The organism is Curtobacterium sp. MCBD17_035, assembly GCF_003234815.2.
Taxonomy (GTDB): domain Bacteria; phylum Actinomycetota; class Actinomycetes; order Actinomycetales; family Microbacteriaceae; genus Curtobacterium.
This window is the reverse complement of sequence record NZ_CP126279.1, coordinates 273632-294669: the sequence shown is the minus strand read 5'-3', so window position 1 is coordinate 294669 and position 21038 is coordinate 273632. Positions and strand designations below refer to the sequence as shown.

At 68.1% G+C, this 21038-nt stretch carries 30 protein-coding genes; 1 reads left to right on the top strand and 29 read right to left on the bottom strand.

The window, feature by feature from the left end:
• Positions 1–80: 80 nt before the first annotated feature.
• Together rpmJ and infA are read right to left on the bottom strand one after the other, a co-directional pair.
• Positions 81–197, bottom strand: a complete 117-nt coding sequence (rpmJ, locus tag DEI93_RS01440) for a 50S ribosomal protein L36 (RefSeq protein WP_066517823.1) — start codon at positions 195–197, stop codon at positions 81–83.
• Between the two features lie 67 nt (positions 198–264).
• Positions 265–486 (bottom strand): translation initiation factor IF-1, encoded by a 222-nt coding sequence (infA, locus tag DEI93_RS01435; RefSeq protein ID WP_017885509.1) that lies wholly within the window; start codon positions 484–486, stop codon positions 265–267.
• 398 nt (positions 487–884) lie between these two features.
• On the opposite strand from infA, the gene DEI93_RS01430 reads away from it, so the two are divergent.
• A complete protein-coding gene (locus DEI93_RS01430; RefSeq protein ID WP_258372273.1) occupies positions 885–2192 on the top strand; it encodes an LCP family protein in 1308 nt (435 codons plus the stop codon).
• A 325-nt stretch (positions 2193–2517) separates the two neighbouring features.
• On the opposite strand, the gene map is transcribed toward DEI93_RS01430, so the two are convergent.
• From map to fusA, 27 genes are all read right to left on the bottom strand, one after another.
• Complete coding sequence (gene map, locus DEI93_RS01425; RefSeq protein ID WP_111009828.1) at positions 2518–3351, bottom strand: type I methionyl aminopeptidase; 834 nt, start codon at positions 3349–3351, stop codon at positions 2518–2520.
• Between the two features lie 2 nt (positions 3352–3353).
• On the bottom strand, positions 3354–3947 hold the full coding sequence (locus DEI93_RS01420; RefSeq protein WP_181435195.1) for an adenylate kinase: 594 nt from the start codon (positions 3945–3947) through the stop codon (positions 3354–3356).
• On the bottom strand, positions 3944–5266 hold the full coding sequence (secY, locus tag DEI93_RS01415; RefSeq protein WP_111009829.1) for a preprotein translocase subunit SecY: 1323 nt from the start codon (positions 5264–5266) through the stop codon (positions 3944–3946). The genes DEI93_RS01420 and secY overlap by 4 nt, the downstream gene beginning before the upstream one ends.
• Positions 5267–5366: 100 nt before the next feature.
• On the bottom strand, positions 5367–5858 hold the full coding sequence (gene rplO, locus DEI93_RS01410; RefSeq protein ID WP_111009830.1) for a 50S ribosomal protein L15: 492 nt from the start codon (positions 5856–5858) through the stop codon (positions 5367–5369).
• On the bottom strand, positions 5855–6043 hold the full coding sequence (gene rpmD, locus DEI93_RS01405) for a 50S ribosomal protein L30 (protein WP_111009831.1): 189 nt from the start codon (positions 6041–6043) through the stop codon (positions 5855–5857). The genes rplO and rpmD overlap by 4 nt, the downstream gene beginning before the upstream one ends.
• Positions 6043–6756: a 30S ribosomal protein S5 gene (gene rpsE / locus DEI93_RS01400; protein WP_111009832.1), complete on the bottom strand. Its 714-nt coding sequence runs from the start codon at positions 6754–6756 to the stop codon at positions 6043–6045. The genes rpmD and rpsE overlap by 1 nt, the downstream gene beginning before the upstream one ends.
• Positions 6753–7124 (bottom strand): 50S ribosomal protein L18, encoded by a 372-nt coding sequence (gene rplR, locus DEI93_RS01395; RefSeq protein WP_111009833.1) that lies wholly within the window; start codon positions 7122–7124, stop codon positions 6753–6755. The genes rpsE and rplR overlap by 4 nt, the downstream gene beginning before the upstream one ends.
• Before the next feature lie 2 nt (positions 7125–7126).
• Entirely contained in the window at positions 7127–7663 is a 537-nt protein-coding gene (gene rplF, locus DEI93_RS01390) for a 50S ribosomal protein L6 (RefSeq protein ID WP_111009834.1), read from the bottom strand.
• A gap of 6 nt (positions 7664–7669) precedes the next feature.
• Positions 7670–8068, bottom strand: a complete 399-nt coding sequence (gene rpsH, locus DEI93_RS01385) for a 30S ribosomal protein S8 (protein WP_111009835.1) — start codon at positions 8066–8068, stop codon at positions 7670–7672.
• A gap of 152 nt (positions 8069–8220) precedes the next feature.
• Positions 8221–8826: a 50S ribosomal protein L5 gene (rplE, locus tag DEI93_RS01380; protein WP_111009836.1), complete on the bottom strand. Its 606-nt coding sequence runs from the start codon at positions 8824–8826 to the stop codon at positions 8221–8223.
• The gene (rplX, locus tag DEI93_RS01375; protein WP_111120078.1) at positions 8826–9185 is read right to left on the bottom strand and encodes a 50S ribosomal protein L24; all 360 of its coding nucleotides are present in this window, start codon (positions 9183–9185) and stop codon (positions 8826–8828) included. Before rplX ends, rplE begins: the two co-directional genes overlap by 1 nt.
• Before the next feature lie 2 nt (positions 9186–9187).
• Positions 9188–9556, bottom strand: a complete 369-nt coding sequence (gene rplN, locus DEI93_RS01370; RefSeq protein ID WP_066517778.1) for a 50S ribosomal protein L14 — start codon at positions 9554–9556, stop codon at positions 9188–9190.
• A gap of 34 nt (positions 9557–9590) precedes the next feature.
• Entirely contained in the window at positions 9591–9887 is a 297-nt protein-coding gene (gene rpsQ, locus DEI93_RS01365) for a 30S ribosomal protein S17 (protein WP_111012128.1), read from the bottom strand.
• Positions 9887–10225 carry a 50S ribosomal protein L29 gene (gene rpmC, locus DEI93_RS01360; protein ID WP_111009839.1) on the bottom strand — a complete coding sequence of 113 codons (339 nt, stop codon included), beginning with the start codon at positions 10223–10225 and terminating at the stop codon, positions 9887–9889. The genes rpsQ and rpmC overlap by 1 nt, the downstream gene beginning before the upstream one ends.
• Positions 10225–10644, bottom strand: coding sequence for a 50S ribosomal protein L16 (gene rplP / locus DEI93_RS01355; protein WP_111009840.1), 420 nt, complete (start codon positions 10642–10644; stop codon positions 10225–10227). The genes rpmC and rplP overlap by 1 nt, the downstream gene beginning before the upstream one ends.
• A gap of 2 nt (positions 10645–10646) precedes the next feature.
• Positions 10647–11447, bottom strand: coding sequence for a 30S ribosomal protein S3 (rpsC, locus tag DEI93_RS01350; RefSeq protein WP_111009841.1), 801 nt, complete (start codon positions 11445–11447; stop codon positions 10647–10649).
• Positions 11447–11839 (bottom strand): 50S ribosomal protein L22, encoded by a 393-nt coding sequence (gene rplV / locus DEI93_RS01345; protein ID WP_111120077.1) that lies wholly within the window; start codon positions 11837–11839, stop codon positions 11447–11449. The genes rpsC and rplV overlap by 1 nt, the downstream gene beginning before the upstream one ends.
• Positions 11840–11865: 26 nt before the next feature.
• Positions 11866–12147, bottom strand: coding sequence for a 30S ribosomal protein S19 (rpsS, locus tag DEI93_RS01340; RefSeq protein ID WP_111009845.1), 282 nt, complete (start codon positions 12145–12147; stop codon positions 11866–11868).
• A 12-nt stretch (positions 12148–12159) separates the two neighbouring features.
• Positions 12160–12999, bottom strand: coding sequence for a 50S ribosomal protein L2 (gene rplB / locus DEI93_RS01335; protein WP_111009847.1), 840 nt, complete (start codon positions 12997–12999; stop codon positions 12160–12162).
• A 19-nt stretch (positions 13000–13018) separates the two neighbouring features.
• Positions 13019–13318 (bottom strand): 50S ribosomal protein L23, encoded by a 300-nt coding sequence (gene rplW / locus DEI93_RS01330; protein WP_111009849.1) that lies wholly within the window; start codon positions 13316–13318, stop codon positions 13019–13021.
• Positions 13315–13974 (bottom strand): 50S ribosomal protein L4, encoded by a 660-nt coding sequence (rplD, locus tag DEI93_RS01325; RefSeq protein ID WP_111012127.1) that lies wholly within the window; start codon positions 13972–13974, stop codon positions 13315–13317. Before rplD ends, rplW begins: the two co-directional genes overlap by 4 nt.
• 2 nt (positions 13975–13976) lie before the next feature.
• On the bottom strand, positions 13977–14630 hold the full coding sequence (gene rplC, locus DEI93_RS01320; RefSeq protein WP_111009852.1) for a 50S ribosomal protein L3: 654 nt from the start codon (positions 14628–14630) through the stop codon (positions 13977–13979).
• Between the two features lie 13 nt (positions 14631–14643).
• Positions 14644–14952, bottom strand: a complete 309-nt coding sequence (rpsJ, locus tag DEI93_RS01315; RefSeq protein ID WP_111009854.1) for a 30S ribosomal protein S10 — start codon at positions 14950–14952, stop codon at positions 14644–14646.
• A gap of 524 nt (positions 14953–15476) precedes the next feature.
• Positions 15477–16289 (bottom strand): DarT ssDNA thymidine ADP-ribosyltransferase family protein, encoded by an 813-nt coding sequence (locus DEI93_RS01310; RefSeq protein WP_111009856.1) that lies wholly within the window; start codon positions 16287–16289, stop codon positions 15477–15479.
• A gap of 57 nt (positions 16290–16346) precedes the next feature.
• Positions 16347–17324 carry a DNA topoisomerase IB gene (locus tag DEI93_RS01305; protein ID WP_111009909.1) on the bottom strand — a complete coding sequence of 326 codons (978 nt, stop codon included), beginning with the start codon at positions 17322–17324 and terminating at the stop codon, positions 16347–16349.
• Between the two features lie 233 nt (positions 17325–17557).
• The gene (gene tuf / locus DEI93_RS01300; protein ID WP_111009858.1) at positions 17558–18748 is read right to left on the bottom strand and encodes an elongation factor Tu; all 1191 of its coding nucleotides are present in this window, start codon (positions 18746–18748) and stop codon (positions 17558–17560) included.
• Between the two features lie 137 nt (positions 18749–18885).
• Complete coding sequence (fusA, locus tag DEI93_RS01295; protein ID WP_111009860.1) at positions 18886–21000, bottom strand: elongation factor G; 2115 nt, start codon at positions 20998–21000, stop codon at positions 18886–18888.
• Positions 21001–21038: the final 38 nt, after the last annotated feature.

Here is a 21038-nt window from a genome sequence, read left to right as displayed (position 1 = left end):
GTGCGTGCTGCTCAGCTGTTCGCTGTCGAGCCGGTGCGGGGCCTGGCGACCCCGCACGGCACCCGGCCGCGGCGGAGGGACTAGCCCTGGCGCTGCTTGTGGCGCGGGTTGCTCTTGCAGATCACCATGACGCGGCCCTTCCGGCGGATCACCTTGCAGTGCTCACAGATGGGCTTGACGCTGGGGTTGACCTTCATGTCGATTCCTCGATCTCGCTGGCTTCGTACCCGACGGGGCCGTCGGGCCGTTCCTTTCCGGCGAGGATCACTTGTAGCGGTAGACGATCCGGCCGCGAGTGAGGTCGTACGGGCTGAGCTCCACGATCACGCGGTCCTCCGGGAGGATGCGGATGTAGTGCTGACGCATCTTCCCCGAGATGTGCGCGAGGACCTTGTGTCCGTTGGTCAGCTCAACGCGGAACATCGCGTTGGGCAGAGCCTCGAGCACCGAGCCCTCGATCTCGATGACGCCGTCTTTCTTGGCCATAGCCTCACTGTCGCTTGGGTTGCTGTCGCTGGGAGTGATCCGAACCGGTCTGCGGGTTCGGCGTCCGGTCTGGCAGGATGTGCGGACCGGACCGGTGACCGCCGGAGCAGTCACCTGCGCCACGCCGAACGGCATGACACACCAAAGATCGATCTTATGTGGTAGCGGGACGATTGCCAAGTCCGGCCCGGTCTCGGCGCGTCCTGTTCGCGACCCGCGATCGCGCCGTCAGCGACCCCTCTTCAGGGGTTCTCCGGCGATTTCCAGGAGTGCGACAGGAGCACCATCGTACGGTTCTCCACGGGAGTGCCGCCGCGCACCTCCGCCCGGCGATGCTCCGCCACCCGCGATGCCGCCCATGCCCCGCGCTGATGCGCCCACCGAACGGAGTCCACCTCGTGTCCGACGCCCCGCTGCGCCGCCGTCGCGGTCGCCCCGGCATCGCCCGGCACGGACGGCTCCGTCGTCCGAACTCCTGGCGGACGCTGCTCACCGTCATCGCGTCCGTGCTCAGCGTCGCCCTCGTCAGCAGCGTCGCCGTCACGGCCTTCGCCGCGGTGACGCTCACGGGATCCGTCTCGACGGTCAAGCTCAGCGACGACGACCAGGCGAGTGCCAACAAGACCTCCATCACGGCGATGAAGGGCGGGGCGAACATCCTGCTCATCGGCAGCGACACCCGCGTGGGTCAGAAGGCGGAGTCGCTCGACACCGAGGGTGCGCGGAACGACGTCACGATCCTCATCCACATCTCCGCCGACCACACGCAGCTCACCGCCGTGAGCTTCCCCCGCGATCTCGTCGTGCCCCTCCCCGCCTGCACGAACCCGGACACGGGGACGTCCTACCCCGCGTCCTCCGCCGCGCAGATCAACACGGCGCTCGGCAACGGCGGTGTCTCGTGCGTCGTGGACACCGTCGAGAACCTGACCGGCGTCTCCATCCCGTACGCCGGTCTCATCACCTTCGACGGCGTCATCGAGATGTCGAACGCGGTCGGCGGTGTCTCGGTCTGCGTCGCGAACTCGATCAACGACGGCTACACGGGCCTCCATCTGTCGGCCGGGACGCACACGCTCCAGGGCACACAGGCCCTCCAGTTCCTCCGGACTCGCCACGGCGTCGGCGACGGCAGCGACCTCGCGCGCATCAGCTCCCAGCAGGTGTTCCTGTCCGCCCTGCTCCGCAAGGTGACCTCGAACGGCACGCTGTCGAACCCCCTGACCCTGTACAAGCTCGCGCGCGCCGCGATCTCGAACATGACGTTGTCCGATGGTCTCGCCTCGGCCCAGACGCTCGTGTCACTCGCCACGACCCTCAAGAGCATGAGCACGGCGGACATGCTGTTCGTCCAGTACCCGGTGACCGACGATCCCTACGACGCGAACCGCGTGATCGTCTCCCAGAGCGACGCACACACGCTCAACGTCGCGCTGCAGAACGACACGAAGACGAGCCTCACCGACTCGAGCACCGGCCGTGCCTCCGAGGCCGAGGGCGGGACCGGCAGCGCGTCTTCCTCCGGCACCGGCAGCTCCGGGTCGTCGAGCAGCGGGACGTCGAGCAGCGGGACGTCGAGTGCACCCTCCTCCGGGTCCTCGGCGGGCAGTTCGGCATCGAGCACGCCGAGCGCGACTGCGACGCCGCTGCCCTCGACGATCACCGGACAGTCGGCCGCCGAGCAGACCTGCTCGGTCGGCAACTGACAGCGGTCGCAGGCCGGGCGGGCGGCCCGCCGGTCCGCCGCTGACTTGCGAACGATCGGGAGGCGCGGCGCAGCCCGCCCGCCCGGCTCGGGAGGCGTGATGTGCTCCCGCCTCGGATGAGACGAACCGGGGCGTCGAGTGGCCTGTGACGTCGCGTCGCCCACTGGTTCCCGCACTGCGGCTGGTTCACCCGCGCCGCTGGTTCCCGCACTGCGGCTGGTTCACCCGCGCCGCTGGTTCCCGCACTGCGGCTGGTTCACCCGCGCCGCTGGTTCCCGCACTGCGGCTGGTTCACGCGCTCCGCTGGTTCACGCGCTGCGCTGGATCACGCGATGGGCTGCGGCTGCACCCCGAGCGGTGCCAGGGCGGCGGCGCCGCCGTCCGCTGCGGTGAGCACCCAGATGCCGTTTTCGTGCACCGCCACGCTGTGCTCCCAGTGCGCGGCGTCCGAGCCGTCGAGCGTGCGGACGGTCCAACCGTCCGCATCGGTGCTGCTGTCGATCGTGCCGGCGGTCACCATCGGCTCGATGGCCACCGCGAGCCCCGGACGGACCGCGGGACCCCCGCCCCGCACCCGGTAGTTGAACACCGGCGGATCCTCGTGCATCGAACGACCGATGCCGTGACCCGTGAAGTCCTCCACGATGCCCCAGGCGCCGGTCTCGTCGATCGCGTCCTCGATGCTCGCGCCGATCTCGTTGAGGTTCCGTGCCGTCGCGAGAGCCGCGATCCCCCGCCACATCGACCGCTCGGTGACGTCCGCGAGCATCGTCCGTGCCGCGGCCCGCTCCGGGTCTCCCCCGGGCACGACGACCGTCACGGCGCTGTCGCCGTTCCAGCCGTCAACCTCGGCGCCCGCGTCGATGGACACGATGTCGCCGGCTTCGATCACCCGTTCGCCGGGGATGCCGTGCACGATCTCGTCATTGACGGAGACGCACAGGGTGTGCTGGTAACCGGGGACCAGCTGGAAGTTCGGGACGCCACCGCCCTCGAGGATGACACGCTCCGCGATCGCGTCGAGCTCACCGGTGGTGATGCCGACGCGCAGCGCCGACCGGACGGCGTCCAGTGCCTGGGCGGTCAGGAGCCCCGGCCGGACCATCGCCCGGAGTTCCTCCGACGACTTGTAGAGCGACGGGCGGCGGAACCGCGCCACGGTCAGGCGACGGCGCGGCCGAGGCCGCGGGTCGCGAGCGCGTCGGCGATGCGGTCACCGACCTCGTCGACACCGCCGAGACCGTCGACGTCGATGACGAGCCCCCGCTGTGCGTACACGGCCACGATGGGCTCCGTCTGCTCGAGGTAGACGTCCTGCCGGTGCCGGATGGCGTCCTCGGTGTCGTCGCTGCGACCCTGCTCGAGCGCACGCCTGCGGAGCCGGTCGACCAAGGCGTCCCGGTCGGCGACGAGCTGCACCACCGCGTCCAGGGCCTGCCCCTGCTCGGCGAGGAACCCGTCGAGGAACTCCACCTGCGCCGTCGTCCGGGGATAACCATCGAGCAGGAACCCCGGCTCGGCGTCCGGCTGACGGAGCCGATCGGCGATGAGCTCGTTCGTGAGGCTGTCGGGCACGTAGTCGCCGGCGTCCAGGATCGCCTTGACCCTGATGCCCAGCGGCGTCTCGTCACGGACGTTCTGCCGGAAGATGTCGCCCGTCGAGATCGCCGGGATCCCGAAGGCCTCGGCGATCCGCCCTGCCTGGGTGCCCTTGCCCGCACCAGGCGGGCCCACGATGATCAGCCGCGCGCTCATCGGAGGAGTCCCTCGTAGTGGCGCTGCTGCAGCTGCGAGTCGATCTGCTTCACGGTCTCGAGGCCCACACCGACGATGATCAGCAGGCTGGCACCACCGAACGGGAAGTTCTGGTTGGCGCCGAACCAGGCGAGTGCGGCGAGCGGGATGAGCGCGATGATGCCGAGGTAGAGAGCGCCGGGGAGCGTGACCCGTGTGAGCACGTAGTCGAGGTACTCCGCCGTCGGACGTCCGGCACGGATGCCCGGGATGAACCCGCCGTACTTCTTCATGTTGTCGGCGACCTCTTCCGGGTTGAACGTGATCGCGACGTAGAAGTACGTGAACCCGACGATGAGGAGGAAGTAGAGGACCATGTAGAAGGCGTTGTCGCCCGAGGTCAGGTTGTTCTGGATCCAGGTGACCCATGCCGCGGGCTCGGTCCCGTCGGACTTCTGGTTGAACTGTGCGACGAGCGCCGGCAGGTAGAGCAGCGACGACGCGAAGATGACGGGCACGACACCGGCCATGTTCACCTTGATCGGGATGTACGTGTTGTTGCCGCCGTAGGTGCGACGCCCGACCATGCGCTTGGCGTACTGCACCGGGATCCGGCGCTGCGACTGCTCGACGAACACGACCGCCATCATGATCACGAGTCCGACGAGGATCACGAAGAGGAAGAGCTCGAAGGACTGCGACTGCTCGATCGCCCAGAGCGCGGTCGGGAACTGGGCCGCGATGGACGTGAAGATGAGGAGCGACATGCCGTTGCCGACGCCGCGCTCGGTGACGAGCTCGCCCATCCACATGATGAGTCCGGTGCCAGCCGTCAGCGTGACCACCATGAGGAGGATCGCGTACCAGCTGTCGTTCGAGATGATCGACGTGCAGGAGGTCGACGCCGAGCTGCCGAAGAGGGCACCCGAACGCGCGACCGTGATGAGCGTCGTCGACTGCAAGACGCCGAGCGCGATCGTGAGGTACCGCGTGTACTGCGTCAGCTTGGCCTGACCCGCCTGGCCCTCCTTGTAGAGGGCGTCGAAGTGCGGGATCACGACGCGCAGCAGCTGCACGATGATCGACGACGTGATGTACGGCATGATGCCGAGCGCGAAGACCGAGAGCTTCAGCAGCGCGCCGCCGGAGAACAGGTTCACGAGCCCGTACAGGCTCCCCTGGGATGAAGCGCTCGCGAGGCACGACTGCACGCTGGCGTAGTCGACGAACGGCGCGGGGATGTAGGACCCCAGGCGGAACAGCGCGATGATCGCGAGGGTGAAGCCGATCTTCTTGCGAAGGTCGGGGGTGCGCAAGATCCGCGCGACCGCTCTGAACACGAGTTCTCCGTACTTCGTTCAGTGCGACCCGAGCATCTCGGATCGCGTCAAGCGATGCCGAACCGGCGGCCCGAGCTGTGCTCGGACCGCCGGTCAGGTACTACTTGGAGACGGTGCCGCCCGCCGCCACGATCTTCTCCTCGGCGGAGCCGGAGACCTTGTCGACCGTGATGTTGAGCGCCACGCTGATGTCGCCCTGGCCGAGGACCTTGACCTTCTCGTTCTTGCGGACCGCACCCTTGGCGACGAGGTCACTCACGGTGACGTCACCGCCCTGCGGGTAGAGCTCGCCGAGCTTGTCGAGGTTCACGACCTGGTACTCCACGCGGAACGGGTTCTTGAACCCGCGGAGCTTCGGGGTGCGCATGTGCAGCGGCATCTGCCCACCCTCGAACCCGGCCTTGACCGAGTAGCGGGCCTTCGTGCCCTTGGTGCCACGTCCGGCCGTCTTGCCCTTCGAGCCCTCACCGCGTCCGACGCGGGTCCGGTCCTTCTTCGAGCCAGCAGCGGGACGGAGGTGGTGGACCTTGAGGACCTGCACGCGGCCCTCGGTGTTGCCGGCCTGTCCGGCCTTGGGGGTTTCGTCGCTCATGCGTTGATCTCCTCGACCTTCACGAGGTGCGCGACCGTCGCGACGTACCCGCGGTTCTGGGCGTTGTCCTCACGCTCGACCGACTGGCCGATGCGCTTGAGGCCCAGGCTGCGCAGGGTCTCGCGCTGGTACTGCTTCTCGCTGATAACGGACTTGATCTGGGTGACCTTGATCTTGCCGGCCATCAGGCACCTGCCTTCTCGGTCGCAGCCGTGCGGGCCGCGGCCTCGGCACGCAGCAGACGACCCGGGACGACCCGGTCGACGTCGAGGCCACGGCGGCTGGCGACCGCACGGGGCTCCTCGAGCTGCTGCAGCGCCGTGACGGTCGCGTGCACGATGTTGATGGTGTTGGACGACCCGAGCGACTTGCTCAGGACGTCGTGGATGCCGGCGCACTCCAGGACGGCGCGCACCGGACCACCGGCGATGACGCCGGTACCGGCAGCGGCCGGGCGGAGGAGCACGACGCCAGCGGCGGCCTCACCCTGCACGGGGTGCGGGATCGTGTTGCCGACGCGCGGGACGCGGAAGAAGTTCTTCTTCGCCTCCTCGACGCCCTTGGAGATCGCGGTCGGGACCTCGCGGGCCTTGCCGTAGCCGACGCCGACGAGTCCGTTGCCGTCACCCACCACGACGAGCGCGGTGAAGCTGAAGCGACGACCACCCTTGACGACCTTCGACACACGGTTGATCGTCACGACGCGCTCGAGGAACTGGCTCTCGGCGGCGCGGTTGTTGCGGTCGCCGCGACCACCCTGCTGGCGGTCACGACCCCCACCACGGCGTCCGCGCTCGGGGCCCGTGTTCTCGCGGTTCGCCGACGCGGAGCCGGCTGCGGTCTCGACCGGCTTCTCGACCGGTGCTTCCTGATTGGTGCTGCTCGCGGTGTCGCTCACAGGTTCAGCCCTCCTTCACGGGCGCCTTCGGCGATCGCGGCGACGCGACCGGCGTACTTGCTGCCACCGCGGTCGAACACGACCGCCTCGACACCCGCGGCCTTCGCGCGCTCGGCGACGAGCTCGCCGACGCGACGCGACTTCGCGGTCTTGTCGCCGTCCAGGCTGCGGAGGTCCGCCTCCATGGTCGACGCGCTGGCGACGGTGTGGCCCTTGGTGTCGTCGATGACCTGCACGAACACGTGACGCGACGAGCGGGTGACGACCAGACGCGGACGCGTCTCGGTGCCGGTGATCTTCTTGCGGAGGCGGCTGTGACGGCGCGCCTTGGCGGCCGACTTGCTCGCTCCTCGAGTTCCGAGAGCCATGATCACTTACCTGACTTTCCGGCCTTGCGGCGGACGACCTCGCCGGCGTAGCGAACGCCCTTGCCCTTGTACGGCTCGGGCTTGCGAAGCTTGCGGATGTTTGCGGCGACCTCACCGACGGCCTGCTTGTCGATGCCGTTCACGGTGAGTCGGTTGTTGCCCTCGACGGTGAAGCTGATGCCCGCGGGCGGCTCGACCGTGATGGGGTGCGAGTAGCCGAGTGCGAACTCGACGCTCGTGCCGCGTGCCTGGACGCGGTAGCCGGTCCCGACGACCTCGAGGCCCTTGGAGTAGCCCTGGGTCACGCCGGTGATCTGGTTGGCGATCAGCGTCCGGGTCAGGCCGTGCAGCGAACGCGAGGTGCGCTCGTCGTCCGGGCGGGTGACGAGGATCTGGTTGTCCTCGATCGCGACCGCGATGGGGCTGGCGACGGTGAGCGCGAGCTCACCCTTCGGCCCTTTGACGGCGACGTTCGCGCCGTCGACCGTCACGGTGACGCCGGCGGGGATGTCGATGGGAAGACGTCCGATACGAGACATGGTCGATCACCACACGTAGGCGAGGACTTCCCCACCCACGCCCTTCTGCTCGGCCTCGCGGTCCGTGAGGAGACCGGAGGAGGTCGACAGGATCGCCACGCCGAGGCCACCGAGGACCTGGGGGATCTCCGTCGACTTGGCGTAGACCCGGAGACCGGGCTTGGAGACGCGCTTGATGCCGGCGATGGAGCGCTCGCGCTCGGGGCCGTACTTGAGGTCGATGGTGAGGGTCTGCCCCACGCGGGCATCCTCCACACGCCACTCGCTGATGTAGCCCTCGCGCTTGAGGATCTCGGCGATGTGGGTCTTCAGCTTCGAGCTGGGCAGCGAGACGGCGTCGTGGTGCGCCGAGTTCGCGTTGCGCAATCTCGTCAGCATGTCTGCGACCGGATCGGTCATCGTCATGGTTGGTTCATCCTGTTCTCACCCGGTTTCGACACCCGTTCCACGGATGCCGACCTGTGTGATCGGGCGACGTCAGGGCGATTCCCCGACGTCTCGGTGCTCGTGCGGCGGGCCGGAGGGGGCGCCCCTCCGGCCCGGCCGTCCGAACGATCTTAGACCGTCTGCTCGGTGGAACGGAACGGGAAGCCGAGCTGGCGGAGCAGCGCGCGGCCTTCGTCGTCCGTCTTGGCCGTGGTGACGACGGTGATGTCGAAGCCACGGACGCGGTCGATGCGGTCCTGGTCGATCTCGTGGAACACGCTCTGCTCCGTGAGACCGAAGGTGTAGTTGCCGTTGCCGTCGAACTGGCGGTCGCTCAGACCGCGGAAGTCGCGGATGCGGGGCAGTGCCAGCGACAGCAGGCGGTCGAGGAACTCCCACGCGCGGTCACCGCGGAGGGTGACGTGCGCGCCGATGGGCTGGCCCTCGCGCAGCTTGAACTGCGCGATGGACTTGCGGGCCTTCGTGACCTGCGGCTTCTGGCCGGTGATGGCCGTGAGGTCGCGCACCGCACCGTCGATGACCTTCGAGTCACGAGCGGCCTCGCCGACACCGGTGTTCACGACGACCTTGACCAGGCCGGGGACCTGGTGGACGTTCGTGTAGCCGAACTGCTCGGTGAGCGCCGCGGCGATCTCGTTCTTGTACTTCTGCTTCAGCCGCGGCTGGACCTTCTCGCTAGACGCGGCCTCAGCCGGCGCCGTAGTGGTGTCGCTCATCAGAGGTCCTCCCCCGACTTCTTGGCGTAACGGACGCGGACGGTCTTGCTGACGCCGTCCTTCTCGACCGTCTCGGTGCGGTGACCGACACGGGTCGGCTTCTTGGTCTTCGGGTCGACCACGGCCACGTTGGACACGTGGATCGGGGCCTCGTGGGTCTCGATGCCACCGGTCTTCGAGCCGCGCTGGGTCTGACCGACGCGGACGTGCTTCTTGACGAAGTTCACGCCCTCGACGACGACACGCTGCTCGTCGGGGAGCACCTCGATGACCTTGCCCTGCTTGCCGCGGTCGCCGCCGCGCGCCTGCGACGGGCCCGAGATCACCTGGACCAGGTCGCCCTTCTTGATGTTCGCCATGACTAGATGACCTCCGGTGCCAGCGAGATGATCTTCATGAACTTCTTGTCGCGGAGCTCGCGACCGACCGGCCCGAAGATGCGGGTGCCCCGGGGGTCGCCGTCCGCCTTGAGGATCACCGCGGCGTTCTCGTCGAACTTGATGTAGGAGCCGTCCTGACGACGGGTCTCCTTCTTGGTGCGAACGATGACGGCCTTGACGACGTCACCCTTCTTGACGTTGCCGCCCGGGATCGCGTCCTTCACGGTCGCGACGATCACGTCACCGAGGCCGGCATAGCGACGACCCGAGCCACCGAGCACGCGGATGGCCAGGATCTCCTTGGCTCCGGTGTTGTCGGCGACCTTCAGGCGGGATTCCTGCTGAATCACTGCTGTCTCCTATTCCGCAAGTAGGCCCGGGGGCTTACTTGGCCTTCTCGAGGATCTCGACCAGGCGCCAGCGCTTGGTGGCGCTGAGGGGACGGGTCTCGCTGATGAGGACCAGGTCGCCGATGCCGGCGGTGCCCTGCTCGTCGTGGGCCTTCACCTTGGAGGTGCGACGGATGACCTTGCCGTAGAGGGGGTGCTTCACGCGGTCCTCGACCTCGACGACGATCGTCTTGTCCATCTTGTCGCTCGTGACGTAGCCACGACGCGTCTTGCGGTAGCCGCGCGCGGTGGTCGCGGCGTCGACCTCGGTGGCCTGCTTCTCGGTGGCCATCACTTCTCCTCGGTGCTGGTCGATGCAGCGGTGTCGGTCGTCGTGGCCTCGGCCGCGTCGGCCTTCTTGCGGGACGACTTCTTGGTCGTGGTGGTGCTCGCCTCGACCGGGGTCGGGGTGGCACGGATGCCGAGCTCGCGCTCGCGCAGCACCGTGTAGATGCGGGCGATGTCGCGCTTGACGGCACGGAGGCGGCCGTGGCTCTCGAGCTGGCCGGTGGCCGACTGGAAGCGCAGGTTGAACAGCTCTTCCTTGGCCTTCTTCAGCTCGTCAGCGAGACGCTCGTCCTCGAAGGTGTCGAGCTCCGACGGACGGAGCTCCTTGGAACCGATCGCCATTATGCGTCGCCCTCCTCGCGCTTGATGATGCGTGCCTTGAGGGGCAGCTTGTGGATTGCACGGGTCATCGCCTCGCGGGCGATGTCCTCGCTCACGCCGGAGAGCTCGAAGAGCACGCGTCCCGGCTTGACGTTCGCGACCCACCACTCGGGCGAACCCTTACCGGAACCCATGCGGGTCTCGGCGGGCTTCTTCGTGAGCGGACGGTCCGGGTAGATGTTGATCCACACCTTGCCGCCACGCTTGATGTGACGCGTCATGGCGATACGAGCGGACTCGATCTGGCGGTTCGTCACGTAGGCGGGGGTCAGGGCCTGGATACCGAAGTCACCGAACGACACCTTGGTGCCGCCGGTCGCCTGGCCGCGACGCGTGGGGTGGTGCTGCTTGCGGTGCTTGACTCGACGGGGGATAAGCATGGTTACGCCTCAACTCCTGCGCCGGCCGGCGCCTCCTGCGGAGCCTGCTGCTCGCGACGGTCGCCGCGGGGGGCGCCGTCACGGCCGCCACGACCGCCACGGCCGCCGTCACGACGCTCGGGGCGCGACGAACGCTGGTTCGCCTGCTCGCGAGCGAGCTCCTTGTTGGTGATGTCGCCCTTGTAGATCCAGACCTTCACACCGATCCGACCGAAGGTCGTGCGGGCCTCGTAGAAGCCGTAGTCGATGTTGGCGCGGAGCGTGTGCAGGGGCACGCGGCCCTCGCGGTAGAACTCCGAACGGCTCATCTCGGCGCCGCCGAGACGACCCGACACCTGGATCCGGACGCCCTTGGCGCCAGCGCGCTGGGCGCCCTGGAGGCCCTTGCGCATGGCGCGACGGAACGCAACACGAGCGCTGAGCTGCTCCGCGATGCCCTGGGCGACGAGCTGCGCCTCGGTCTCGGGGTTCTTGACCTCGAGGATGTTCAGCTGGATCTGCTTGCCCGTGAGCTTCTCGAGGTCGCCGCGGATGCGCTCGGCCTCGGCGCCACGGCGGCCGATGACGATGCCAGGACGGGCCGTGTGGATGTCCACGCGGACGCGGTCACGGGTGCGCTCGAGCTCGATGCGGGCGACGCCGGCGCGGTCGAGGGACTTGGTCAGCATCTGACGGATGCGGACGTCCTCGGCGACGTAGTCGCTGTACCGCTGGCCCTTCTTGGTGCTGTCCGAGAACCAGTGCGACACGTGGTCCGTCGTGATCCCGAGACGGAAGCCGTACGGGTTGACCTTCTGGCCCATTACTTGCTCGCCTTCTTGCTGGTAGCGGCCGCCCCGACCTCGTCCGGCGTCGCGAGGACGACCGTGATGTGGCTGGTGCGCTTGTTGATGCGGAAGGCTCGCCCCTGGGCACGCGGCTGGAACCGCTTCAAGGTCGTGCCCTCGTCGACGAAGACGCGGCTCACGTAGAGGTCGCGCTCGTCGAGGAAGCTGTTCGTCTGGTCCGCCTTGACCCGGGCGTTCGCGATCGCCGAGGCGACCAGCTTGTAGACCGGCTCGGAAGCGCCCTGCGGGGCGAACTTCAGGATGGCGAGGGCCTCGTGGGCCTGCTTGCCGCGGATCAGCTCGATGACGCGACGGGCCTTCTGAGGCGTGACGCGGATGTGTCGCACGCGTGCGATCGACTCCACCATTTCGTTCCTCCTTCAGCGTCCCCGCGTTAGCGGCGACGGCCCTTCTTGTCGTCCTTCACGTGACCACGGAAGGTGCGGGTCGGCGCGAACTCGCCGAGCTTGTGACCGACCATCGACTCGGTGACGAACACCGGGATGTGCTTGCGGCCGTCGTGCACGGCGATCGTGTGCCCGAGCATGTTCGGAACGATCATCGAGCGACGCGACCACGTGCGGATCACGTTCTTCGTGTTGGCCTCGTTCTGGACGACCACCTTGCGAAGCAGGTGCTCGTCGACGAAGGGGCCCTTCTTCAGACTGCGTGGCATCTTCTACAACTCCTACTTGCGCTTCTTACCGGCGGTGCGGCGACGGACGATGAGCTGGTCGCTCGGCTTGTTCGGCTTGCGCGTCCGGCCCTCCGGCTGGCCCCACGGGCTGACCGGGTGGCGACCACCGGAGGTCTTGCCCTCACCACCACCGTGCGGGTGGTCGATCGGGTTCATCGCGACACCACGCACGGTCGGGCGGACGCCCTTCCAGCGCATGCGGCCGGCCTTGCCCCAGTTGATGTTCGACTGCTCGGCGTTGCCGACCTCGCCGATCGTCGCGCGGCAGCGCGCGTCGACGTTGCGGACCTCGCCCGACGGCAGGCGGAGCTGCGCGTAGGGGCCGTCCTTCGCCACGAGGCGCACCGAGGCACCCGCGGAACGGGCGAGCTTGGCGCCACCACCCGGACGGAGCTCGATCGCGTGCACGACCGTACCGACGGGGATGTTGCGGAGCGGCAGGTTGTTGCCCGGCTTGATGTCGGCGCCGGCACCCGACTCGACGACGTCGCCCTGCTTCAGGCGGTTCGGCGCGAGGATGTAGCGCTTGGTGCCGTCCACGAAGTGCAGCAGCGCGATGCGCGCGGTGCGGTTCGGGTCGTACTCGATGTGCGCGACCTTGGCGTCGACGCCGTCCTTGTCGTTCCGACGGAAGTCGATGACCCGGTACTGGCGCTTGTGGCCACCACCGATGTGACGCGTCGTGATCCGGCCGGAGCTGTTGCGGCCACCGGTCTTCGGGAGCGGACGCAGGAGCGACTTCTCCGGGGTCGAACGCGTGATCTCGGCGAAGTCGGCGACGGAGGAGCCGCGACGACCCGGGGTCGTGGGCTTGTAGTTACGAATAGCCATGATGTATCCCTTCCGGTCCTCAGCCGACAGCCGTGAAGATGTCGATCGAACCGGACTTGAGCGTGACGATGGCGCGCTTGGTGTCCTTGCGCTTGCCGATGCCGAACCGCGTACGACGGGTCTTGCCCGGACGGTTCAGGGTGTTGATGCCCGCGACCTTGACGTCGAAGATCTTCTCGATGGCGAGCTTGATCTCGGTCTTGTTCGCGCGCGGGTCCACGAGGAACGTGTACTTGCCCTGGTCGATGAGGCCGTAGCTCTTCTCCGACACGACCGGCGCGATGATGATGTCGCGCGGGTCCTTGTTGAAGCCGCTCATGCGTTGTTCTCCTTCGCGGTCTTCGACGCGACGAAGGCGTCGAGGGCGCTCTTGCTGAAGACCACGTCGTCGCTCACGAGGACGTCGTAGGCGTTCAGCTGGCCGTACGTGAGCGCGTGGACGTTGGGCAGGTTCCGGACGCTCTTGAGCGCGACCTCGTCCGTCGACTCGAGCACGACGAGGACGTGCTTCGACGGGGCGATCTTCTCGAGGAGCGTGCGGACGCTCTTGGTCGAGGGGACCTCGGCGTCGAGGAAGGCCTCGACCGCGTGGATCCGCCCACCGCGAGCGCGGTCCGAGAGCGAACCGAGCAGCGCCTTGGCGATCATCTTCTTGGGGGTGCGCTGCGCGTAGTCGCGCGGCACGGGTCCGTGGACGATGCCACCGCCGGTCATCTGCGGGGCGCGGATCGAGCCCTGACGCGCGCGGCCGGTGCCCTTCTGCTTGAAGGGCTTGCGGCCGGCACCGGAGACCTCGCCGCGGCGCTTGGTCTTGTGGGTGCCCTGACGCGCGGCGGCGAGCTGCGCGACGACGACCTGGTGGATCAGCGGGACGTTGGTCTCGACGTCGAAGATCTCGGCGGGGAGCTCGACCGTGCCGGCCTGGGCGCCCGACGCGTCGAGCACGTCGATCGTGGTTGCAGTCGTGGTGGCCATGCTCACTTACCCTTCACGGCGGTGCGGACGAAGACGATGCGACCGCGAGCACCGGGGACCGCGCCCTTGACGAGCAGCAGGTTCTTCTCGGCGTCCACGGCGTGCACCGTGAGGTTGAGGACGGTGACGCGCTCCCCACCCATGCGACCGGCCATGCGCATGCCCTTGAAGACGCGCGACGGGGTCGACGAAGCACCGATCGAACCGGGCTTGCGGTGGTTGCGGTGCGCACCGTGCGAGGCGGAGACACCCTTGAAGTTGTGGCGCTTCATGACACCGGCGAAGCCCTTGCCCTTGCTGGTGCCGACGACGTCGACCTTCTGGCCGGCCTCGAACATGTCGACGGCGAGCTCCTGGCCGAGCGCGTACTCGCCGGCGTCAGCGGTGCGGATCTCGGTGAGGTGGCGGCGCGGCGTGACACCGGCGGCCTCGAAGTGCCCGGCGGAGGGCTTGTTGACCTTGCGGGGGTCGATCGCGCCAGCGGCGATCTGGACGGCCTGGTAGCCGTCCTTCTCGGCGGTGCGGATCTGGGTCACGACGTTCGGGGTGATCTCGACGACGGTGACGGGGATGAGCTTGTTGTTCTCGTCCCACACCTGGGTCATGCCGAGCTTCTTGCCGAGCAGGCCCTTGACGGTCTTGGTTGCGATGGCCATCGTTGTCGCCCCCTTACAGCTTGATCTCGATGTTGACGTCTGCGGGCAGGTCGAGACGCATGAGCGAGTCGACGGCCTTCGGCGTCGGGTCGATGATGTCGATGACCCGCTTGTGCGTGCGCTTCTCGAAGTGCTCGCGCGAGTCCTTGTACTTGTGGGGAGAACGGATCACGACGACCACGTTCTTCTCGGTGGGGAGCGGCACCGGGCCGACCACGGTCGCACCGGCACGGGTCACCGTGTCGACGATCTTCCGGGCCGACGTGTCGATGACCTCGTGGTCGTACGACTTGAGCCGGATGCGGATCTTCTGTCCCGCCATGTCTCTCTCGTTCCTCTCTGCGCCGCGCACCGCGTGGGCCGCCTGACGCCGCCTGCCTCGTCGGGCAGGCTGTTTGCCTAGATCACCGGCACGTCACCGTCGGGATCACTCCCGCCGGCCATGACCGCTGTTCTCCTGTCAACTGCCCTCCCGGGCCGGTCGAGAACCCACTCCGCAGGAGGGGGATTTCGACCGTTCCGGTCGGACCCGTATCGCCTCCGCGGAGCACACGGGTGTCCCGTGCGTTCCAGGTGTGGAGTCGATGTGGTGTTCTTGCTGCCTGCGGCCCAGGCGCAGCCACCCGGAGGGCGGGGCCTGTGCACTGCCTGGGCAGTGACCCGGCGGACACGTGTGTCCGCGGAATTTGGAACCGGACAAGTCTCGCATGTCCTCCGCACTCGTGCAACCCGGGCGTGTCGCGTGCGATCCACGCCGTCGGGGGGCTCGAGGAGCGGCGGACGGGCGGTCCGGGGCGACCTGGTGACGGGCCTCCCGTCGGGAGTCCGGCGACCGCCCGCCGGACGTCAGACGGTCGGACGGAACCAGGGCGGGAACACCGCGACGCGCGGGGCGTGGCCGCCGGCCTCCGCCAGGACCGAGCGGACGTCGTCGCGGACGCGGTCGTTCGGCACGCCGACGACCGCGACGGCCGAGAACGGCACACGCGGACCCGCCAGCAGCTCGACGCGCTGCAACTCGGGGTCCTGGAGCGAAGCGCGTCGGAGCAGGGTGCCCGCGGCCTCCGGGCCGACGGCCGAGCGCGCCGCGGGGTCCTCCGCGTCGAGATCCGTCACGATGACCGACGCCCCGAACGCGACGGTCGGCACGACCAGCATGACGTAGTCGACCGGACGACTGCGACGTGCCGCGTCGGACCACCGGTCGTCCTCGGCGCCGGTGCGCAGCGACTGCCAGGTCAGGGCCTCCGGGGTGAGCACGAAGGGGACGTGGTCCGCGACGGACCCGCCGTCCGGGGTGGCCGCGGCCGCTCGGGCCGCGCGGACCTCCGCCGCGCTGACGTCGAACTCGGGGACCACCGACGACGCGGCCAGCAGCGCACCCTCGGCGACGATGGCCGCGAGGTTGTCGCGATGGGTCCAGTGGTGCGCGCGCATCGACGCGAACGGGCGGACCTGGGGCTCCGCCGCCACCGGGGCCGCGGTCCGGGTCGCACTCCGGGAGGCCCGGGGCGCGTCCGACGGACCGTCCGACCGGAGCGAGACCGGACGGGCACGCCGCGGGGCGCGGGTCGGTGCGACGACCGGTTCCGCCCGCTGCCGTGGGGTGCAGATGTCACAGAGCTCGACGGGGAAACCGTGGATGCACTCGTCGGTCACGCTGGCCTCTCCGTGCCGACGCCCGAACGGTCGGCACGTGCATCAACGGTACGTCATTCAGTCGCGGTAGAGCAGCGCGCGGACCTCGGACTCCGCAGAGGCCAACCGGGCGGGATCGATCGTCTCGCCGTGGTTGTACGCGTCGATCACGCGCGGGTCGATGTAGCTTTGCCGCGCCACGGTCGGGGTGTTGCCGAGCACGTCGGACGCGGCCTTCACCGCATGCGATATCGCCTTCTTGCGCTTGGCGTCGGACGACTGGGGCCCCGTCTTCGCCAGGTCCACGGCCGCGGCGACCGTACCGTGCAGCGTCCGGAAGTCCTTCGCCGTGAAGTCGTCGCCGGCGCGCTCCTTGACGTACTCGTTGATGAGCTCGGCCGACAGCGGACGCCACTCGGCACCGGGCTCGTCGCGGAACGAGAGCAGTCGCGCGTTCCCGCCCCGACGCTTCATGCCGACGAGCACCCGCGCGAGGTCGTGGTCGTGGATGGTGGAAGACCACTCCTGCCCGCTCTTGCCCGGGAACCCGAGCTCGATGTCGTCGCCCGAGATGTGCGCGTGGGAACACAGCAGCGTCGACAGGCCGTGGCTCCCGTGCTCGAGCGCGTACCGCTCCGAGCCGACCCGGAGCGACCCCTGGTCGAGCATCCGGAAGGCCGCGGCCTGCGCACGTCGGAGGTCCGGGTCCGGTCGGCGGAGGTCCATGGTCACCATCCGTCGAGCGGACGGGAGCGACTCGGCGAGGGCGAGCGCCCGGTCGTACTTGATCTTGTCCATCCGCTCGCGCCAACCCGGGTGGTACATGTACTGGCGCCGACCGGCGCCGTCGATGCCCGTCGCGAGGATGTGTCCGTTCTCGTACGGCGAGATCCACACGTCGTTCCACGCGGGCGGGATCACCAGCTCGTCGAACCGGTGGCGGAGGTCGGCGTCGTGGACGGTACCGCCGTCCGGATCGCGGTAGGAGAACCCCTTGCCGGATCGGACCCGGTGGAATCCGCGTCCCGTCGTCCTCGAACGGCGCAGACGTGTCATGCGACCAGTCAACACCGGCATCCCCGCCGATGACCCACCGAGGTGCCCACGGTCCTCCCGGCTCGCGGTGGGCTCGCGCACGTCGCGCCCTGCCTCCTCCCGCCCCGTCATGCCCAGGGACGGCCACGTCCCGCCCGGGGACACCACGTCCCGCCCGGGGACACCACGTCCCGTCCGGGAACGACGAAAGGGGCCGGACCCGAAGGTCCGACCCCTTGTCGCAGCAACCGGAGTTACTTGATGATCTTCTCGACCGTACCGGCGCCGACCGTACGACCACCCTCACGGATGGCGAAGCGGAGGCCCTCCTCCATGGCGATCGGCTGGATCAGCTCGACCGTGATGGAGGTGGTGTCGCCGGGCATGACCATCTCGGTGCCCTCGGGCAGCGTGATGACGCCGGTGACGTCCGTGGTGCGGAAGTAGAACTGCGGGCGGTAGTTCCCGTAGAACGGGTTGTGACGACCACCCTCGTCCTTCGACAGGATGTAGACGTTCGCGGAGAACTCGGTGTGCGGCGTGACCGAACCCGGCTTCACGACGACCTGGCCGCGTTCGACGTCCTCGCGCTTGGTGCCGCGGAGGAGCAGACCCGTGTTGTCACCGGCCTCGGCGGAGTCGAGCAGCTTGCGGAACATCTCGATGCCCGTGACGGTGGTCTTCTGCGTCGCGCGGATGCCGACGATCTCGACCTCCTCGTTCACCTTGAGCGTGCCACGCTCGACACGACCGGTGACGACGGTGCCACGACCGGTGATCGTGAAGACGTCCTCGATCGGCATCAGGAACGGCTGGTCGGTGGCGCGCACTGGGTCCGGCACGTTCTCGTCGACGGCGTCCATGAGGTCGGCGACCGTCGCGGCCCACTTCTCGTCACCCTCGAGCGCCTGGAGCGCCGAGACGCGGACGATCGGGGCGTTGTCGCCGTCGAACTCCTGGCTCGAGAGGAGCTCGCGGACCTCGAGCTCGACGAGCTCCAGGATCTCCTCGTCGTCCACCATGTCGGCCTTGTTGAGGGCCACGACGATGTAGGGGACACCGACCTGACGGGCGAGCAGCACGTGCTCACGCGTCTGCGGCATCGGGCCGTCGGTGGCGGCGACCACGAGGATCGCGCCGTCCATCTGCGCCGCACCCGTGATCATGTTCTTCACGTAGTCCGCGTGGCCCGGGGCGTCGACGTGCGCGTAGTGGCGCTTCTCGGTCTGGTACTCGACGTGCGAGATGTTGATCGTGATACCGCGCTGCTTCTCCTCAGGCGCGTTGTCGATCTGGTCGAACGCCGAGGCCGTGTTCAGCTCCGGGTACTTGTCGTGCAGGACCTTGGTGATCGCCGCGGTGAGCGTCGTCTTGCCGTGGTCGACGTGCCCGATGGTTCCGATGTTGACGTGCGGCTTGGTCCGCTCGAACTTGGCCTTAGCCACTGTGGGTCCTCCTCAGGACTCGGATGCAGGACCCCCGGTTCACGTCCGGCGGCGCTGCGTGTTGGTGTGGAACTACTGTACTTGGTGGCGAGGGGGCCGCTGCCGACCCCCTCGCCTGGGGAGTCACGCCGAGGGCGTCACTCCCCCTTGCTCTTCTGCACGATCTCGTCCGCCACGGCCCGGGGGACCTCGGCGTAGGAGTCGAACACCATCGAGTAGACGGCGCGGCCCGACGTCTTCGACCGGAGGTCGCCGACGTAGCCGAACATCTCGGACAGCGGCACGCTCGCGCGGACCACCTTGACGCCCGAGGCGTCCTCCATCGACGAGATCTGCCCACGACGGGAGTTCAGGTCGCCGATGACGTCGCCCATGTACTCCTCGGGGGTGCGGACCTCGACGGCCATGAGCGGCTCGAGCAGGACGGGGTTCGCCTTGCGCGCAGCCTCCTTGTAGGCCATCGAACCGGCGATCTTGAACGCCATCTCGGACGAGTCGACGTCGTGCGCCGCACCGTCGAGGAGGGTCGCCTTGACGCCGACCGTCGGGAAGCCCGCGAGGATGCCGACCTGCATGGCGTCCTGGATGCCGGCGTCGACCGAGGGGATGTACTCGCGCGGAACGCGGCCACCCGTGACCTTGTTCTCGAACTCGTAGACCTTCTCGGCCGTGACCTCCATCGGCTCGAGCGCGATCTGCACCTTCGCGAACTGGCCGGAACCACCGGTCTGCTTCTTGTGGGTGTAGTCGTACCGCTCGACCGGCTTGCGCAGGGTCTCGCGGTACGCGACCTGCGGCTTGCCGACGTTCGCCTCGACCTTGAACTCGCGCTTCATGCGGTCGACGAGGATGTCGAGGTGGAGCTCGCCCATGCCCTTGATGACCGTCTGACCGGTCTCCGCGTTGAGCTCGACCCGGAACGTCGGGTCCTCCTCCGCCAGCTTCTGGATGGCGGTGGAGAGCTTCTCCTGGTCCTGCTTGGTCTTCGGCTCGATCGCGACCTCGATGACCGGCTCCGGGAACGTCATCGACTCGAGGACGATCTGGTTGTCCGGGTCGCACAGGGTGTCACCGGTCGTCGTGTCCTTGAGGCCGATCACCGCGTAGATGTGGCCCGCGGTCACGCTGTCGACCGGGTTCTCCTTGTTGGAGTGCATCTGGAAGATCTTGCCGATGCGCTCCTTCTTGCCCTTGGTCGAGTTGATGACCTGCGACCCGGACTCGATGGAGCCCGAGTACACGCGGACGTAGGTGAGGCGACCGAAGAACGGGTGCACCGCGACCTTGAACGCGAGGGCGGAGAAGGGCTCGGTCGAGTCGGCGTGACGGGTGAGGATGGTCTCCTCGTTCTTCACGTCGTGGCCCTCGACCGCCGGGACGTCGAGCGGGCTCGGCAGGTAGTCGATGACCGCGTCGAGCATCGGCTGCACACCGCGGTTCTTGAACGCCGAACCACAGAGGACCGGGTAGACCTCGCTGTTGACCGTGAGCTTGCGGATGGCGCCCTTGATCTCGTCGACGGAGAGGTCCTCGCCACCGAAGTACTTCTCGAGCAGGGCGTCGTCGGTCTCGGCGACGCGCTCGATCAGCTTCGCGCGGTACTCGTCGGCCTTGTCCTTGAGGTCGGCCGGGATCTCCTCGATCTCGTAGTGCGCGCCCATCTGGACGTCACCCTTGGCGTCACCGCGCCAGGTGAGCGCCCGCATCTCGACGAGGTCCACGACACCCTCGAACGTGCTCTCGGCACCGATCGGGAGCTGGATCACGAGCGGCTCCGCGCCGAGGCGGTTGATGATCGTGTCCACCGTGAAGTAGAAGTCCGCGCCGAGCTTGTCCATCTTGTTGACGAAGCAGATGCGGGGCACGTCGTACTTGTCGGCCTGACGCCAGACGGTCTCCGACTGGGGCTCGACGCCCTCCTTGCCGTCGAACACGGCGACGGCGCCGTCGAGGACGCGGAGCGAACGCTCCACCTCGACGGTGAAGTCGACGTGACCAGGCGTGTCGATGATGTTGATCTGGTTCTTGTTCCAGAAGCACGTCGTCGCGGCCGACGTGATCGTGATGCCGCGCTCCTGCTCCTGCGCCATCCAGTCCATCGTGGCGGCCCCGTCGTGGACCTCCCCGATCTTGTGGGTGATGCCCGTGTAGAACAGGATGCGCTCGGTGGTGGTGGTCTTGCCGGCATCGATGTGCGCCATGATGCCGATGTTGCGGACCTTGTTCAGGTCGGTGAGCACGTCCTGTGCCACAGGGTTCCTCCGAGTAGTTGTGGGAGTCGACAGCGCCC